This window comes from Pseudomonas sp. RP-B7 (genome assembly GCF_059803535.1).
Map to the genome: position 1 here is coordinate 1 of NZ_JAPFHC010000007.1, position 16,978 is coordinate 16,978.

Genomic DNA, 16,978 nt, shown 5'->3' on the forward strand with positions numbered 1-16,978 from the left:
GCGTCCCCTAGGGGACTCGAACCCCTGTTACCGCCGTGAAAGGGCGGTGTCCTAGGCCACTAGACGAAGGGGACACACGTACAACATTCACTACTCGCCGCGTTTCGCTGTGTGCTTTACGCTTTAAGTGGCGCGCATTCTATGGATGGATTGGGAGGTCGTCAACCCCCAAGGATAAATTTATTAAAATCAATGACTTCGCCCCTCTTTACGAGACCGGGCACGCATTCTGTACAGCAGGGCTTTGACGCCTATATTCTGGCACCCCACAAGACGCTATAGTTCGCTGCAGCCGATGATGGCAATGTGCATCCATACATGGAACGTTCACCTATATAGAAGAATCTACCTGGGCAACTGGTCGATCAGTCCTATCCGCCGGCCAGCCCAGTCACTACACTCCACTGCAAACCCTATAAAGAGGTCACACCGGTGACACCACTCATGATCACCCTGCTGGTAATAGCCGGGATCGCAATACTGATCGCCATTGGCTACATGAACCACGTGGTGGAAAACAACAAGTTGGAAAAACAGCGCACCGTGATCGAGCTCAATGATCGCCTGCGTCGTTGCGGTGAAATCACCGAGACATTCCCTGGCCAGTTGATGAACCCGGCGCTCAAGCTGTTGATGACCCGCCTGGAACTGAACGTCAACCAGCGCCTGCTCAACCTCGACAAGACCAGCGCACCGCTCAAGGCCCGCATCGCCGAACTGAATGCACTGGTCTCCCAGGGCGAATCGATCCCGGTGAACAATCCGCCGGCGCCGATCCAGACCGAAGCCAAGGCCAAGGACGTGCGCTTCCTCCTCGAAGCCCTGCACGGCCAAGTCACCCGCGCCGCCCAGGATGGCTTCCTGCCGTCCAACGAAGCCAAGCACTGGATCAAGGAAATTCGCCACATCCTGGTACTGCTGCATATCGAGTTCTTCAACAACCTCGGCCAACATGCCCTGCAACAAGGCCAGCCTGGCCAGGCACGACTGGCGTTCGAACGTGGCGTGCAGTACCTGCGCAAACAGCCGGAACCCGTGCTCTACAGCGCGCAGTTGCAACACCTGGAAGGCCAACTGGCCCGCGCCAACTCCACGGTGCTGACCAACAGCAAGCCTGCCGAGGATGAAGTCAACGAACTGACCCAAGGCCTCAAGGCGGACGACGCCGACGCCGAGTGGAAAAAGAAAGTCATCTACGACTGACCGCTTGCCCCGCGCCGGGTGGCGAAGCCGCCCCAAACCCAGGCACCGCGGTGTTTCAGTAAGACCCTGGTGCCTGGGTCTAGGGCGGCTTCGCCACCCGGCGCGGGGCAAGCCCGCTCACTACAACTATCCATGGCGCGCCGAGTAGCGTAAAAAAGTGCCCCTCACTCCGTGAAGTCAGAGGCCTGCTATGCCTGTCACCGTGATAGATGGACAACCGCTGCACTACCTCGACCAAGGCAACGGCCCCGCCGTCCTGCTTGGTTCGAGCTACCTGTGGGACCGTGCCATGTGGACCCCGCAGATCGAAGCCCTGTCGCAACAATACCGCGTGATCGTCCCCGAGTTGTGGGGCCACGGCGAATCGGGCCCGCTGCCCGCACACACCCAATCCCTTGATGACCTGGCGCGCCAGGCCCTGGCGCTGCTCGACCATCTGGACGTCGCCCAGGTCAACCTGGTGGGCCTGTCGGTCGGCGGCATGTGGGGCGCCCGCCTGGCATTGCTGGCACCCGAGCGCGTCAACAGCCTGGTGCTGATGGACACCCACCTTGGCGCCGAGCCCGAGGCCACGCGCCAGTATTACTTCTCGCTGTTCAAGCTGATCGAAGACGCCGGCGCCATTCCCGAGCCGTTGCTGGATGTGATCGCACCGATCTTCTTTCGTCCGACCATCGACCGTGAGTCAGCGCTGTATCAGGGTTTTCGCCAAGCGCTGCAAGGCTTTTCCCGCGAGCGCCTGCTGGACAGTATCGTGCCCCTGGGTCGGCTGATCTTCAGTCGCGAGGATGTACTGGAACAACTGCCACGGCTGGACGCCGACACCACGCTGGTGCTGTGCGGCGAGCAGGACAAACCCCGGCCACCCGCCGAGTCCCGGGAGATGGCCGAGCTGATCGGCTGCGGTCTGATCCTGATCCCGGACGCGGGACACATCAGCGCCCTGGAGAACCCGGATTTCGTCAATGAAGCGCTGCTGACCTTCCTCGCCAACCACGCCTGAGCGCCCTGCCCCTTGATCGCTGCACCTGTGCAGCGATCAGAGGCGGAAGTGCCCGACCATGCCTTTGAGTTCCGCCCCCAGTTGCGCCAACTGAATGCTCGACGCGGCATTGCCCTGCATGCTCAACGCCGATTGGTCGGCACTCGCGCGGATGCTGGTGACGCTACGGTTGATCTCTTCGGCCACCGAGCTCTGCTCCTCGGCCGCCGCCGCGATCTGCTGGTTCATCTGCTGGATCAATGACACCGCCGTGGCGATGCTGCCCAGGGCGCTTTCGGTTTCCAGCGCATCGCTGACGGCCAGCTTCACCAACTCGCCGCTTTGCTGGATCTGCTGCACCGAAGACTGCGCGGCGTTGCGCAAGGTGCTGACCAGGCGCTCGATCTCTTCGGTGGACTGTTGCGTGCGCTTGGCCAGCGCCCGCACCTCATCGGCCACCACCGCAAAGCCCCGGCCCTGTTCACCGGCGCGGGCCGCTTCGATAGCGGCGTTCAACGCCAACAGGTTGGTCTGCTCGGCCACGCTCTTGATCACACTCAGCACGGTGCCGATGTTCTGGATCTCGGCACTGAGGCTGTCGATACTCGCACTGGCGCTGGCACTCGAACTGGCAAGCTGCTCGATGCGCTGCAGACTCTGGCGCACCACCTGCTGGCCACTGTCGACCTTGTCATCGGCGGTCTGCGCGGCCTGTGCGGCTTGTTCAGCGTTGCGCGCCACGTCGTGCACCGTGGCGGTCATCTGGTTCATCGCCGTGGCCACCTGCTCGGTTTCTTCCTTCTGGCTGCTGACCTCGACATTGGTCTGCTCGGTGACGCTGGACAGCGAATGCGCCGAGCTGGCCAATTGTTCGATACCAGCCTGCAACCCGCTGACCATCTCGCTCAGGCCATTGCCCATCTGTTGCATCGCCTGCATCAGCTGGCCGATTTCATCACGCCGGCTGACCTCCATCCGCCCGCTCAAATCACCCGCTGCAATCTGCTGCGCCACCGCGATCACCCGGCGCAGTGGCGCGACGATCAAGCGTGTGATCACCAGCGCTGCAATCAACCCCACCAGTAGCGCGAGGGCCGACGAAGCGATGATCAGCAGAGTGCTTTTCTTCAATTGTTCCTGCATCGACTGGTCTTCGGCGGCATACGCCTGGTTGACCCGGCTGACCACCTCCCCGGCCCGATCATGCAGCTGTTTGTAGACGATCTTTTCCTGCGCCAACAGGCCGGTGTACTCACCGAGTTTTTCGCTGAAAGCGGCAATATGCCCGGAGACTTCGTTCAGCACCGTCTGGTAGCCAGGGTCCTTGACTGAAGTCTTCAACTGTTCGACCTGCGCCAAGGCCTGGTCAGCCTGTTCGATCTTGCCTTGCTCGGCGCCGTCATCATCGCCCTTGCGGCTCTGGTCCAGGCGCACATGGGCTTCGTTCATGGCTTGCAACATCAAGCGCGACACCTGGCTGACCTGCCCCGCCTGCTCGATAAACTCTGCGCCCTCCTTGCCCTGGCTCTCCTTGAGGCCATAGGCGCCATCGTCCGCCAGGCCGGCCTGCAGCACATCGAGGTTATTCGCCACGCTGGACACCGACCAACTGGCCATTTCCAGCGCCAGATCCTTGGTCTGGGTCAGCTCGACAAACTCGTCAAACGCCTTGCGGTAGGCGGCCAGGGCCTGCTCGACGTCCGTCATCGCCGGCACATTGGCCGCCGATTGGGTCTTGAGAGCGGCCGCCAGGGCCGCCAGGGCGTCGACGCTCTCATGCAAGGCGTCGACGGACTTGGGGTCGGCATGCAGTGCGTAGTCCTGCTCGATCAAACGCACCTTGAGCAAGCCACTGTTGAGCGAAGACATGCTGTTGAGGCCTTCAAAACGCTGCCCCACGGTTTGCAGCGACCATACGCCAATCGCCGCGACCACTGCCGTCAGCAACAGCACCAAGAGGAAGCCCAAGCCCAGTTTCTTCGCCATACCGAGGTTGGCGAAACGTCGTTGCACGCCCGTCATCATTGCACTTGAGTCCTCTAGCAATGGCAGATGCCATCAAGCCCGATTTACCAGTAGCGAGATTCGCAACCACGGGCCGCCGACACAAGCCGTTGGCGCCGGAATAATGGCAAAAAGCTACACGCTCGTCGTTTTCAGAATGGTCGAGGTCGATCTGGCCGGCCCCATGGCGCGCAGCAACGCCACGGCACGCTGATCAGTAGCATAGGCTACATTGATGCGCAGCCAGTCACTGTGCTCTGCCGTCGGGCTGAACAGCGCCCCCGGTGACAGCAACACACCGAGGCGCCGTGCGCTGGCCTGCAACTGCGAACAATCCTCCACCCCGGGGCGCGCCCACAGGAACATGCCTCCGGCGGGGGCGGCAAACACCTGCCACTCCTCATCCTCTAGCACTTGCAGGGTCGCCGCCATTTGCGTGCCCAGGCGTTTGCGCAGGCGTTGCACCCACTTGCGATAGGTGCCGTTGGCCAACAGCGTCGCCACCACCGCCTCGGCGAAACGCGACGTACCGATGCCGGTCAGGGTCTTGAGGTTGACCAATTGCGGGATAAGCGCACTGCTGGCACAGAGATAGCCGACCCGCAAGGCGCTGCTCAAGGTCTTGGAAAAGCTCGAGACATAGATCACCCGATCATCATGGGGCAGCGCCGCCAGGCGTGTGCAACTGGCATGATGCAGGTCGCCGTAGACGTCTTCTTCAATGATCAGGAAATCCTTGGCCCGGGCCAGTTGCAGCAAACGCTCGGCCACCGCGAGGCACAGGCTGGTGCCGGTGGGGTTGTGGTACAGGCTGCTGACGAACAGGCATTTGGGGCGATGCACCGCAAGCAACGCTTCCAACGCCGACAGGTCCGGCCCGCCTCGGGTGCGCGGTACTTCCAGCAGTGTGACGCCATGAAACACCAACTGGCGATACAGGTTGCCGTAGCCTGGGGTCTCGACCACCACCGTGTCGCCGGCCCTGAGCAGCGTACGTATCAACAGGTCCTGGGCCTGGCTGGCGCCCTGGGTGGTGAGGATGCGGTCCAGGCTGGTCGCCACGCGCATGCGGGCCAGGTGCTTGAGCAATTGCTCACGCAGCGCTAGCAGCCCCAACGGCGTGCTGTAGTTGAACACGGCGGCGGTGTCGGTGCGGCTGACTTCACGGATGGCGTAGCTGATGTCATCGCTTTCGCGCCAGGCATCCGGCAACCAACCGCAGCCCAGCTTCAATTCGCCCAGGGGGCTGTCGGTGAACGCCCCCCAGCCCTGCTCCGCCCCTTCATACCAGTGCTGTTCATGATGGGCCGGGGGCTCGGCCACCACATACCCCGAACCCGGCCTGGAGGCCAGCAGCCCTTGGGCGACCATGCGCTCGAAGGCCTCGATGACACTGGACTGGCTGAGGAGGTTGTCGAGGGCCAATTGGCGGATGGACGGCAGGCGCGTGCCAGGGCTTGCCCCGCTCTTGCGAATCCAGTCCGCCACCGCGCTGATGATTTGCTGCACCACTGGTACAAGGGCTTGTCGATCTATCCCTAAATCCATGAACCACTCACTTCACTGTCTGTTATTCAACCCACAAGAGTTAAGCACAGAAGTTCGGCGCAGCCGGCTTACAAGTTTTATTAAAGTATTGATTTTATTGAATTATTTACCTGCTGATACATATTAGCGCACGGCGTTTTGCCAGCTATGGAAACGCCCCACAGCACCCCGATCCTTTTCGATTGGGGTGCGTTTACAGGTCCTAAATGGCGGTCGCGCCGCCGTCCACCGCCAGCGCATGGCCGGTGGTGAACGCCGCACCATCGCTGCACAGGTAAAGCACCGCGGCGGCGATTTCCTCGACTTTGCCGATACGCCCGACCGGGTGCATGGCTGCCGCGAAATCCGCCTTGCGCGGGTCGGCTTCATAGGCACGACGGAACATATCGGTGTCGATCACCGCCGGGCACACTGCGTTCACGCGGATCTGCTTTTTCGCATACTCGATGGCCGCCGATTTGGTCAGGCCGATCACTGCATGCTTGGACGCCGCATAAATGCTCATCTTCGGCGCCGCCCCCAAACCGGCCACCGACGCGGTGTTGACGATTGCCCCGCCGCCCTGGGCCAGCAGCAGCGGCAACTGATACTTCATGCACAACCACACGCCTTTGACGTTGACGCCCATGATGGCGTCGAACTCATCCAGACTGCCGTCGGCCAGCTTGCCTTTTTCGATCTCGATCCCGGCATTGTTGAACGCGTAATCCAGCCGGCCATAAGCGGCAACCGTCTGCGCCATCAGTTGCTGCACATCCGCCTCGAGGGTGACGTTGCAGCGCACAAACAGCGCCTCACCGCCGGCCTGCCGGATCAGCGCCACAGTGCCCTCGCCGCCCGCCTCGTCCAGGTCGGCGACCACTACCTTCAAGCCTTCAGCGGCGAACGCCAGCGCGGTGGCGCGGCCGATACCGGCAGCGGCGCCAGTCACCAGGGCGACCTGGCCGGAAAACGTCATGCTCATGGGGGATGTCCTTTGTTAGAAATTGCCGTGCGGCGAGTCTAGCCAACGCGGCGCCGGGCGCGTCAGCACTATCAGAAGGCCGGTTGGCGCTGCATGGATCACAGTGATAAAGCCACCGGCGTGACTATCAACATGACCTATCGAGGGGCATTCGCACCGACGGTGAACCTTGCTCCGGAGCCGTTGCGGGTCTATCAATCTAGGCTCACTTCTAAAAGAGTCCTTGCCATGCCTGCCCAGACCAACCGCCAATTCCTGCTCGCCAAACGCCCGGTCGGTGCCGCCACGCGGGACACCTTTACGTATCAGGAGGTCCCGGTGGGCACGCCGCAGGACGGGCAAGTGCTGGTGCGCAATGAATACCTGTCCCTCGACCCGGCCATGCGTGGCTGGATGAATGAGGGCAAGTCCTACATCCCCCCGGTCGGCATCGGTGAAGTGATGCGTGCGCTCGGCGTAGGCAAAGTGATTGCCTCGAACAACCCGAAGTTTGCGGTCGGCGACTACGTGAACGGCGCCCTGGGCGTGCAGGATTACTTCCTTGGCGAGCCGCGCGGCTTCTACAAAGTCGATCCGAAACTGGCGCCACTCCCGCGTTACCTGTCGGCCCTGGGCATGACCGGCATGACCGCCTACTTCGCGCTGCTCGATACCGGCGCACCCAAGGCGGGCGAAACGGTGGTGATCTCCGGCGCAGCCGGTGCGGTAGGCAGCATTGCCGGGCAGATCGCCAAGATCAAAGGCTGCCGCGTGGTGGGCATTGCCGGGGGGGCCGACAAGTGCAAGTTCCTGGTGGATGAACTGGGCTTCGACGCCGCCATCGACTACAAACACGAAGACGTACCCGCCGCGCTCAAGCGCGAGTGCCCCAAGGGCGTGGATGTGTATTTCGATAACGTCGGCGGCGACATTCTAGACGCGGTGCTCAGCCGCCTGGCGCTCAAGGCCCGGGTGGTGATTTGCGGTGCGATCAGCCAATACAACAACAAGGAAGCGGTGAAAGGCCCGGCCAACTATCTGTCACTGCTGGTCAATCGCGCGCGCATGGAGGGTTTTGTGGTGATGGACCACGCGGCCAACTTTGCCGCCGCCGGGCAAGAGATGGGCGGCTGGATGGCCCAGGGCAAGCTCAAGAGCAAGGAGGATATTGTGGAAGGGCTGGAGACGTTCCCGGAGACGCTGATGAAGCTGTTCAACGGCGAGAATTTTGGGAAGTTGGTGCTGAAGGTTAACTGAGGCGCCACGCGGTAAACGTGAGCATAGACCGTGTGGGAGTCGGGCTTGCCGCGATGCAAGCGCCTCGGTGTATCAGTCAACCCGAGGTGATGCTATCGCAGGCAAGCCAGCTCCCACACAAGCCCGCTCCTACCGTTTAGATCGGTGATGGTCAGGCGATCTCAGCGACGACTGCCGCCAACGCCTTGGCCGGATCGGCCGCCTGGCTGATCGGACGGCCGATCACCAGATAGTCGGAACCGGCATCCAACGCCTGGCGCGGAGTCAGGATGCGACGCTGGTCGTCCTGGGCGCTGCCCGCCGGACGAATCCCCGGGGTCACCAGTTGCAACGACGGGTGTGCGGTCTTCAGTGCCTGGGCTTCCAGCGCCGAGCACACCAAACCATCAAGGCCGGCTTTCTGTGCCAGGGCTGCGAGGCGCAGGACCTGCTCCTGGGGCTCGATGTCCAGGCCGATGCCGGCCAGGTCTTCGCGTTCCATGCTGGTCAGCACGGTCACACCGATCAACAACGGTTTGGGGCCGCTGCGCTGCTCCAGCACTTCGCGGCACGCGGTCATCATGCGCAGGCCGCCGGAACAGTGCACATTGACCATCCACACGCCCATCTCGGCCGCGGCTTTCACGGCCATGGCGGTGGTGTTGGGGATGTCGTGGAATTTCAGGTCGAGGAACACTTCGAAGCCTTTGTCACGCAGGGTGCCGACAATTTCTGCGGCGCAGCTGGTGAACAGTTCCTTGCCGACCTTGACCCGGCAAAGCTTCGGGTCCAACTGGTCAGCCAGCTTCAGTGCGGCGTCACGAGTGGGGTAATCCAGGGCGACGATGATAGGAGTCTGGCAGACGGACATTGGAATGGGCTCTCAGGCAAGTCGAAATCGGCGCGGATTGTAGCGCAAGCGGCGCCGTTGCGGGATCCGATGATCGGTAAATACTGACAGAGCGCATGGCAACGGGCATTTCAGCCAATTATTTCAAAGCTGATACATTCACGACATGCCTGCAACACGCCCCACGACTAGCCTCGCCCGCACGACCCACCGACCAGCACTTCCAGCCATGGGGCTGGGCGCCTATGCTGACCGCAACGACCAGGCAGATGATCGCACTATGCATACCTCTCCCGTCTCTACGAATGACGAGCACAAAGGCGCGGTGACCGCCGATGACAAGCGCTGGAACACCCGTGCGCTGATTGTCGACGACGATGTGCCGATCCGCGAACTGCTGATCGACTACCTGGCACGCTTCAATATCCTCGCCACCGGCGTGACCGACGGCGCGGCCATGCGCGTGGCGATGCAGGCCGAAACCTTTGATGTGGTGGTGCTCGACCTGATGCTGCCGGGCGAAGACGGCCTGTCGTTGTGCCGTTGGCTGCGTGCGGAATCGGACATCCCGATCCTGATGCTCACCGCCCGCTGCGAACCCACCGACCGCATCATCGGCCTGGAGCTGGGCGCCGACGACTACATGTCCAAGCCGTTCGAACCGCGCGAACTGGTCGCGCGCATCCAGACCATCCTGCGTCGGGTGCGCGATGACCGCACCGAACAACGCGCCAACATCCGCTTCGACAACTGGCGCCTGAACAGCGTGCTGCGCCAACTGGTGGCCGACGATGGCCTGGTGGTGCCGCTGTCCAACGCCGAATTCCGCCTGTTGTGGGTATTTATCGAACGCCCGCGCCGGGTGTTGAGCCGCGAGCAACTGCTGGACGCTGCCCGTGGCCGCTCCATCGAAGCCTTCGACCGCAGCATCGACTTGCTGGTCTCGCGCCTGCGCCAGAAACTGGGCGATGACCCAAAAGCACCGCAGTTGATCAAGACCGTGCGCGGCGAGGGTTACCTGTTCGACGCGCGGGACATCGGTTGATGCGCGCCCCCTTCAATACGCTGTTTGGGCGACTGTTCGGCGTATTGCTGGTGGCGATCATCCTGGCCCACGTGTTGGCGATCGCCTGGTTCCGCCACTACGGCCCGCCACCGCCGCCGCCCCAGGAGACCTTTGTCGAACAGCCGGACGGCCGCATGGTGCCGCTGAACAAGGAACATCGCCGCCCCTGGTTTGGCGGCCCGGTGGTGCCGCTGACGTTCCAGTTCATCTCACTGATCATTGCCGCCTGGTACGGCGCCAAGCTGCTGAGCCGGCCGATCCAGCGCCTGAGCGAAGCGGCCGAGCGCCTGAGTCTGGACCTCGACAGCCCGCCCCTCGACGAGTCCGGGCCACGTGAAGCGAAACAAGCGGCATCGACCTTCAACCTGATGCAACGGCGTATCCGCGAACAGGTCAGCCAACGTGCGCGCATGCTCGGCGCCGTGTCCCATGACCTGCGCACGCCGCTGTCGCGCCTCAAGCTGCGCCTGGAGCAGATTGAAGACCCCAAGTTGCAGGGCCAGATGCGCCAGGACCTCAACGACATGATCGGCATGCTCGACGCGACCCTGAGCTACCTGCACGAGCAACGCACCAGCGAGACCCGGCATTGGCTCGACGTGCAGGCACTGGTCGAGTCCATGAGCGAGAACGCCCAGGACCAGGGCTGCGACGTGCAATTCGCCGGCACCTGCGTGCCGTTGCAGGTGCAGCCGATGGCCTTGCGCTCGTGCCTCAACAACCTGATCGACAACGCGTTGCGCTACGCCGGCACGGCGCGGGTGGAACTGGAGGACAGCCGCGAGGCCCTGATCATCCGCGTGATCGACCACGGCCCGGGGATTGCCGCCGATCAGCGTGAGACAGTGTTCGAGGCGTTCTATCGCCTGGAAGGCTCGCGCAACCGCAACTCCGGCGGGGTCGGCCTGGGCATGACGATTTCCAGGGATGCGGCGGAGCGCCTGGGCGGGCGCCTGAGCCTGGAGGAAACTCCAGGGGGCGGGTTAACCGCAGTGATGTGGCTACCACGGACCTAGCAGGCTGGCGCAGGCCAATAATGTGGGAGCGGGCTTGCTCGCGAAAGCAGCGTGCCAGTCAACACATCTGGTGACTGAACCACCGCCTTCGCGAGCAAGCCCGCTCCCACACAAGCCCGCTCCCACACTGATCTGCACTCGCTAGGTTACAGAGGCTTGTCTTCCCGGCGGCTTTGGGCCTGGGTCGCACTCCAATCCATCAGCAAGCTATACGCCACCGCCAAAAACGTCGGGCCGATAAACAATCCGATAAACCCAAACGCAATCAGGCCGCCGAACACCCCAAGCAGCACGATCACCAACGGCAGGTTGCCACCTCGGCTGATCAGGTACGGCTTGAGCACGTTGTCCACGCCGCTGATGATGAACGTACCCCACACCCCCAGAAACACCGCATAGGTGTAGTCGCCCTTCCACGCCAGCCAGGCCGTGGCCGGGATCCACACCAGCGGCGGCCCCATGGGGATCAGGCTGAGCAGGAAGGTGACGATGCCCAATACCAGCGCGCCCGGGACCCCGGCGATCAGGAAGCCAATCAGCGCCAGCAGGGCCTGGGCGGCGGCGGTACCGATCACGCCGTTGACCACCCGCTGCACGGTGCCTGCCACCAGTTCGATGTAATAGCCCGCACGCTCGCCGATCAGGCGCTCCAGCAAACGGTGCACGAACATCGCCAGGCGCGGCCCGTCACGGTAGAAAAAGAACACGAACACCAGGCTCAGGGTCAGCTCCAGGATGCCACCGCCAATCTGTGCACTTCGCGCCAGCAACCAGTTGCCGACCTGGCCCAGGTAGGGTTTGAGCGTGACCATCAACGCGGCGCCCTGCTGGTCGATGCTGTTCCACATCGCTACCAGCCGCTCACCGACAAAGGGAATCGAGCCCAGCCAGGTCGGCGCCTCGGGCAGGCCATCGACCTGAATATCCTTGATCAGCGCCACGGCATCGCGCACATGATCCGCCAGGTTGAACCCCAGCCACACCAGCGGCACCGCCACCAGCAGCATCCAGCCCAGGGTCAGGATGCCGGCGGCCAGGGATTCGCGGCCACCCAGCACGCGGGTCAGCAAGCGCATCAGCGGCCAGCTGGCAAACGCCAGCACCGCGCCCCAGAACAGCGCCGACCAGAACGGCGCCATGACCCAGAAGCTGGCACCAAACAGCACCAGCAGCAGGATTTGCACCAGCAGGCGATCGTTATTGAGCATGGGGTATCTCTAGAAAAAGGCGTTAGGAAGACAGCTTAGGCGAACGGCGCGGGGCCGTTCGCCGGGGAACGCCTAGCGTATCAGATGCAGGTGCAGGCCCTTGGCAGCGCCGGTGCCGGATTCCAGGCGCGCGGCGCGTACGCCGCTGTCGATCAGGCCCTGGCGCCAGGCTTCGGCCGTGGGCCCGGTCAAACTCACACGCAACGTGGTGTCGAGGTTGAGTCCGCGGGAAATCAGGGTCAGCCAGGTGGGGTCGGGCTCGGCGCCCAAGGCCGGGAAGTCCAGCTCGCCGGTGCTTTTCAGTTCACGCAGCAAGGTGGCCGACGTGGGCAGCAGGACGCCCAGTGGCGCGCTGGCGTCCAGTTGCTCCACATGCAGGTAGGCACGCCGGTTGCCACGGGTAATGCCGTACAAGGCGATCAGGGCATTGTCTTGCGGGGCGGCCAGACGCAGGAGCAGGTATTCCTGCTGGCCATCAGCACCCACCAGCTTGGCGTTGCCGAACACTTCATTGGCCCACAGGCTGCTTTCGCCGCAATCGCGGGCCTGGCACCAGAACAACAGCTGCGCGCCCTTCGCCTGCAACGCTTCGCGGGTCGCGGTAAACGCGGCGCTGGAGCTGTGCTCGGCAGGCAATTCATAGGTAATCGCGGTGGCTTGGCCGCGTGCGGTGGCCTGGCCTTCGTAGCGCAACTGGCCGCTGATCTTGCGGATCGCGCCCATGGGGTAGATACGCTCCTTTTCTTCGGCGGGGCGGTAATCGACGATCTGTGCATCGATTTGACGGGCTACGGTGGGCAGGTCCTGGCTTCCCGGCACGTCGGCGGCGAATACCAATGGGCTGAGCAGGCTCAGCCCGAGGATACGGATACAGCCGTTGCGCACGCTCATAGGATCAACGAGCCGTGGCCAACGGAGGTCATAGCAGTGTTGAGATGGTTCATGGTTGACTCCCTTTCAATCCGCCCAGCCTCGGCAGTTGACCCCGCCAAGTCAAGGCGTGGAGAAGAACCGATTGAAACAGTCTGCAACAAGAGCGGCGCCGGGCGCGTCATTCAGGTGCAAATGATGGCCGCCCGGCAGTGTGGTTACGGTGAAGGGTAGCTGGGAAAGCAATTCCGGATGTTTCGCCAGCATGCCGTCGGCAGCCACCACCAACTGCGTAGGGCACGCCACCCGCCGCACGAAAGACATGGCTTGTTCATCCGTCAGGCGCATCGGCGAGGCCAGGGTCAGGCGGCTATCGGTGCGCCAGGTGTAACCGCCCGGCACCGGCATCAAACCGCGCTGGGCCAGCAGTTCGGCGGCTTCACGGCTGACGGCGACCACGCCTTTCATGCGCGCTTCCACAGCGCGATCCAGGCTGCCGTAGACCGGCTTGCGCTTGTCCTGCAGGTTCATTTGCGCCAGCAGCGCCATGCCCAGGCGCTCGGCGGCGTGCTCGCCACTGGCGGTCGGCGGGATCACGCCGTCGATCAATCCCAGATGCGTCACGCGCTCAGGCAGCGCGCCGGCCAGCACCAGGGAGACGATGGCGCCGAGGGAGTGGCCAAGTAATGCAAAACGTTTCCAGCCCAATTGTTCGGCGACTTGCAGCACATCGTGGACGTAATCCCACAAGGCATAACCGGCCCCGGCAGGACGATGCGCCGAATGCCCATGCCCGGCCATGTCCAACGCCACGATGCGCAAGCCCTGCAACTGCGGCGCCAACCGTGCAAAGCTGTTGGCGTTGTCCAGCCAGCCATGCAGGGCGATCACCGGCAAGCCGTCTTCGGGACCAAACAAGTGAGCCGCCAACTCGATATGGGACAGGCTCAGGCGCACTTCCTCGACCGGCGTACTCATGCGCAACTGCGCTCGCGAGCCTGCCAGCGGGCGAACAGGTTCTTGATCAAGGTCGCAGTGTCCTGGGGACGTTCCAGCGGGAACATATGGCCGCCGGGCATGGTGAGCATTTCGCCCATGGGCATGCGGTCGACGCCGCTGGCGTGGTGACGCATCACCACGCGGCTCTGGCGCCCACGCACCACTGCCAGCGGCACTTTCAACTGGCGGACCTGGCCGGGGCTGGTGTGGGGCACACCGCGGTAGATGCTGATTTCGGTGGCCGGGTCGAAGCGCAAACGCAGGCGATCGCCCACTTGCTGCAAGCCGTGTTGCAGGTACGCGTCGAAACATTCCGGATCAAAACCGCGAAACAGGGTCTTGCCCGCGAAGTAGCTGCGTGCGCTGTCCAGGTCGTGGAACTCTTCTCGCCGGCCCAAGGTGCGCCCGGCCGGGGTCAGGCGGTCGATGAAGCCAAAACGCTTGGCCGCGCGGATCACCCAGCGGTCGGCGCGGGTCAGCACTGGCGAGTCGAGCATCACCACACCGCGATACAGCTGCGGGCAACGCATGGCCGCGTGCAGGTGCAATACACCGCCGAGGGAATGACCCACGCCCCATACCGGCTCCGGCTGTTGCTCCAGATGATGGATCAATTCGTCCACCAGGTTCTGCCAGTTATCGTCCACCGGAAACCTGGGGTCGTGACCGTGCTGCGGCAAATGCGCCACCGCATACTCCGGGGCCAGAGCGGCAAACAACTTGCCGTACGTAGCCGAAGGGAAACCATTGGCGTGGGCAAAAAACACGTGCTGCGACATACCGGATCCATCTGACTGAACAGAAATCGATTGTCACCACGCCCGGCCACAACAGCAATGACTGTAACTGCCAGGAATGATGACACTCACGCCACGCCTATCGCGCCGGCGGCTGCTCGCCCAGGGGCACCACGGCCATGGTCAGGCGCGAGACGCAGCTGGTTTTGCCTTCATCATTGGTCAAGCGGATGTCCCATACCTGGGTGGTACGCCCGATGTGGATCGCTCGCGCCACCGCCGTGACCCGCCCGTTGCGCACACCGCGCAGGTGGTTGGCGTTGACCTCCAGGCCCACGCAATAGAACTTGCTGGCATCGATGCACAGGTAGGCCGCCATGGAGCCGACGCTTTCCGCCAGTACCACCGAGGCGCCACCGTGCAGCAGGCCATAGGGCTGATGGGTGCGCGGGTCGACCACCATGCTGGCCGTCAGGGATTCGTCGTCGAAGCTTTCGAAGCGAATATCCAGCAGTTCACCGATGGTGTTTTTCTGGATCGCGTTGAGTTGTTCGATGTTCGGTTGGGTGCGCCACAAGCCCATGGGAGTAGTCCTTGTCTGTTTTATGATGAGCCTAATCCTGCCACAGAACCGATTCGGAACGCTCGCTCCAGGTTTGCAAATGTGCACCGTAAGTCGATTCGATCACGTTGCGCTTGATCTTCAGGGTCGGCGTCAGGAACCCGTTCTCCACTGCCCAGCTGTCCTTGACCACCACCAACTGGCCCAGGCGCTCATGTTTATCCAGCGCCTGGTTGACCTGTTCCAACCAGCGCTCCAGGCTGGCGCGCAGGGTTTGCCGGTCGAGGTCCAGCGTCGACAGCACGCACAAGCCTATCGGAGCGCCCAGGCCATCGCCGACCACGCACACCTGCTCGATGTGCGCGTGTTCGGCCAGGCGGTTTTCAATCGGCGCCGGTGCCACATATTTGCCTTTGCTGGTCTTGAAGATTTCCTTGAGCCGCCCGGTCAGGCGCAGGCGGCCGTCGGCATCCTGCTCGCCCTTGTCGCCGGTACGCAGAAAGCCGTCGGCAGTGAGGGTCTCGGCGGTTTTCTCGGGGTCCTTGAAATAGCCGAGCATGGTCGCGCCACTGCGCACCTGCACTTCGCCCGAGGCGTCGATGCGCACTTCAACCCCAGGGCACGGCAGGCCGATCCAGCCGATTGTCTGCTGGCCGGGACGACACACATGGGAGTAGCCGCAGCTCTCGGTCATGCCGTACACCTCCAGCACATCCAGGCCCAGGCGCTGATACCAGCGCAGCAGCGCTTCGGGCACGGGCGCCGCACCGGACAGGGCAATGCGCAACTGATCCAGGCCGAGGCCTGCCAGCACTTTATGGCCGATGCGCTTACCGATAAATGGCAGGCGCAACAGCAAGTCGAGGCGTTTTTGCGGGATCTTGGCGTAGACGCCCAGCTGGAATTTGGTCCAGATACGTGGCACGCCAAACAACGCCGTCGGCCGCGCCCGGCGCAGGTCAGTCAGAAACGTATCAAGGCTTTGCGCGAAAAATACTGTTTGCCCGGTATAGATGGCCGCCATTTCCACAAACATCCGTTCGGCCACATGGCACAGCGGCAAGTACGATAACAAGCGGTCGCCCTCCCCCAGCCCAAATAATTCAGTGCCGCGCGTGGCCGCGAACCCCAGGGCGCCGAAGCTGTGCATCACACCCTTGGGCAAGCCGGTGGTGCCGGAGGTATAGATGATGGTCGCGAGGTCCGACGCCGCAGGCGTGGGGTTATCCTGGATCGGCGAGCAGGCCTGCAAGTCGGCCCAGCGGAAATCGAAAGCGCCCAGCGGGCATAGCGGCAGGCTGATGGTCGGCACCCCCTTCGGCACGCCCGGTGCCATCGCGGGCCAGTCGTCCAGCTTGCCGATAAACGCCAGCGCTGCCTCGGAGTGCGTCAGCACATGGGCGACGGAATCGGCGGTGAGGTTGGGGTAAAGGGGGACGCAGACGTGCCCGGCCATCCAGATCGCCAGGTCGGCAATGATCCAGTGCGCGCAGTTTTTCGAGATCAGGGCAATGTGCGAACCGTGGGGCAACTCTCGGGCGCGCAGCCAGTGCGCGGCGCAACGGGCCTGATGGCCCACCTCGGCCCAGGACAGGCGTTGCACTTCGCCGCCGCCGACCGGCTGCACCAGGAAAGTCTGGCGCGGATGGCGCGCTTCGCGTTCAAAGAAGACCTGCAACGGCAAACGAAAAGCGACGGGCATGGGACGCGCTCCTGTGTGGTCCGATCATAGCCAACCAAGCACTTGCTTGGTT

General features: G+C 63.0%; 15 protein-coding genes, 1 tRNA gene and 1 pseudogene. 5 read left to right on the forward strand and 12 right to left on the reverse strand.

Features of this window, described 5'->3' with window-relative positions:
* Position 1: 1 nt before the first annotated feature.
* Positions 2-74 (reverse strand) — tRNA-Glu (locus OPU96_RS08740).
* A gap of 358 nt (positions 75-432) precedes the next feature.
* On the opposite strand from OPU96_RS08740, the gene OPU96_RS08745 reads away from it, so the two are divergent.
* A complete protein-coding gene (locus OPU96_RS08745; RefSeq protein WP_192298854.1) occupies positions 433-1,203 on the forward strand; it encodes a hypothetical protein in 771 nt (256 codons plus the stop codon).
* 190 nt (positions 1,204-1,393) lie between these two features.
* A complete protein-coding gene (locus tag OPU96_RS08750; RefSeq protein ID WP_226455470.1) occupies positions 1,394-2,206 on the forward strand; it encodes an alpha/beta fold hydrolase in 813 nt (270 codons plus the stop codon).
* 36 nt (positions 2,207-2,242) lie between these two features.
* Here the strand turns inward: OPU96_RS08750 and OPU96_RS08755 are convergent, their stop codons facing one another.
* The 4 genes and pseudogenes from OPU96_RS08755 to OPU96_RS08770 form a co-directional block, all read right to left on the reverse strand.
* The gene (locus tag OPU96_RS08755) at positions 2,243-3,124 is read right to left on the reverse strand and encodes a methyl-accepting chemotaxis protein (protein WP_498559016.1); all 882 of its coding nucleotides are present in this window, start codon (positions 3,122-3,124) and stop codon (positions 2,243-2,245) included.
* Positions 3,101-4,210 (reverse strand): annotated as a pseudogene (locus OPU96_RS08760) (HAMP domain-containing protein); the annotation flags it as partial. The pseudogene OPU96_RS08760 and the gene OPU96_RS08755, both read right to left, overlap by 24 nt.
* A gap of 114 nt (positions 4,211-4,324) precedes the next feature.
* Positions 4,325-5,737 (reverse strand): aminotransferase-like domain-containing protein, encoded by a 1,413-nt coding sequence (locus tag OPU96_RS08765; RefSeq protein ID WP_498558969.1) that lies wholly within the window; start codon positions 5,735-5,737, stop codon positions 4,325-4,327.
* A 202-nt stretch (positions 5,738-5,939) separates the two neighbouring features.
* Positions 5,940-6,701 (reverse strand): SDR family oxidoreductase, encoded by a 762-nt coding sequence (locus OPU96_RS08770; RefSeq protein WP_192298850.1) that lies wholly within the window; start codon positions 6,699-6,701, stop codon positions 5,940-5,942.
* Positions 6,702-6,929: 228 nt separating this feature from the next.
* On the opposite strand from OPU96_RS08770, the gene OPU96_RS08775 reads away from it, so the two are divergent.
* Complete coding sequence (locus tag OPU96_RS08775) at positions 6,930-7,937, forward strand: NADP-dependent oxidoreductase (protein ID WP_226455467.1); 1,008 nt, start codon at positions 6,930-6,932, stop codon at positions 7,935-7,937.
* Between the two features lie 151 nt (positions 7,938-8,088).
* Here OPU96_RS08775 and pyrF read toward each other — a convergent pair whose 3' ends face one another.
* Positions 8,089-8,787 carry an orotidine-5'-phosphate decarboxylase gene (pyrF, locus tag OPU96_RS08780; protein WP_017734306.1) on the reverse strand — a complete coding sequence of 233 codons (699 nt, stop codon included), beginning with the start codon at positions 8,785-8,787 and terminating at the stop codon, positions 8,089-8,091.
* Between the two features lie 259 nt (positions 8,788-9,046).
* On the opposite strand from pyrF, the gene OPU96_RS08785 reads away from it, so the two are divergent.
* Positions 9,047-9,811 (forward strand): response regulator, encoded by a 765-nt coding sequence (locus OPU96_RS08785; protein ID WP_192298848.1) that lies wholly within the window; start codon positions 9,047-9,049, stop codon positions 9,809-9,811.
* The gene (locus tag OPU96_RS08790; RefSeq protein WP_226455466.1) at positions 9,811-10,848 is read left to right on the forward strand and encodes a sensor histidine kinase; all 1,038 of its coding nucleotides are present in this window, start codon (positions 9,811-9,813) and stop codon (positions 10,846-10,848) included. Before OPU96_RS08785 ends, OPU96_RS08790 begins: the two co-directional genes overlap by 1 nt.
* A gap of 146 nt (positions 10,849-10,994) precedes the next feature.
* Here the strand turns inward: OPU96_RS08790 and OPU96_RS08795 are convergent, their stop codons facing one another.
* The 6 genes from OPU96_RS08795 to OPU96_RS08820 form a co-directional block, all read right to left on the reverse strand.
* The gene (locus tag OPU96_RS08795; protein ID WP_498558970.1) at positions 10,995-12,056 is read right to left on the reverse strand and encodes an AI-2E family transporter; all 1,062 of its coding nucleotides are present in this window, start codon (positions 12,054-12,056) and stop codon (positions 10,995-10,997) included.
* 72 nt (positions 12,057-12,128) lie between these two features.
* A complete protein-coding gene (locus OPU96_RS08800; RefSeq protein WP_226455464.1) occupies positions 12,129-12,947 on the reverse strand; it encodes a DUF4892 domain-containing protein in 819 nt (272 codons plus the stop codon).
* A 102-nt stretch (positions 12,948-13,049) separates the two neighbouring features.
* Positions 13,050-13,904, reverse strand: coding sequence for an alpha/beta hydrolase (locus tag OPU96_RS08805; RefSeq protein WP_498558971.1), 855 nt, complete (start codon positions 13,902-13,904; stop codon positions 13,050-13,052).
* Positions 13,901-14,704 carry an alpha/beta fold hydrolase gene (locus OPU96_RS08810; protein WP_192298843.1) on the reverse strand — a complete coding sequence of 268 codons (804 nt, stop codon included), beginning with the start codon at positions 14,702-14,704 and terminating at the stop codon, positions 13,901-13,903. Before OPU96_RS08810 ends, OPU96_RS08805 begins: the two co-directional genes overlap by 4 nt.
* A 97-nt stretch (positions 14,705-14,801) precedes the next feature.
* The gene (locus OPU96_RS08815) at positions 14,802-15,245 is read right to left on the reverse strand and encodes a hotdog fold thioesterase (RefSeq protein WP_192298842.1); all 444 of its coding nucleotides are present in this window, start codon (positions 15,243-15,245) and stop codon (positions 14,802-14,804) included.
* A gap of 31 nt (positions 15,246-15,276) precedes the next feature.
* The gene (locus OPU96_RS08820; protein WP_498558972.1) at positions 15,277-16,926 is read right to left on the reverse strand and encodes an AMP-binding protein; all 1,650 of its coding nucleotides are present in this window, start codon (positions 16,924-16,926) and stop codon (positions 15,277-15,279) included.
* Positions 16,927-16,978: the final 52 nt, after the last annotated feature.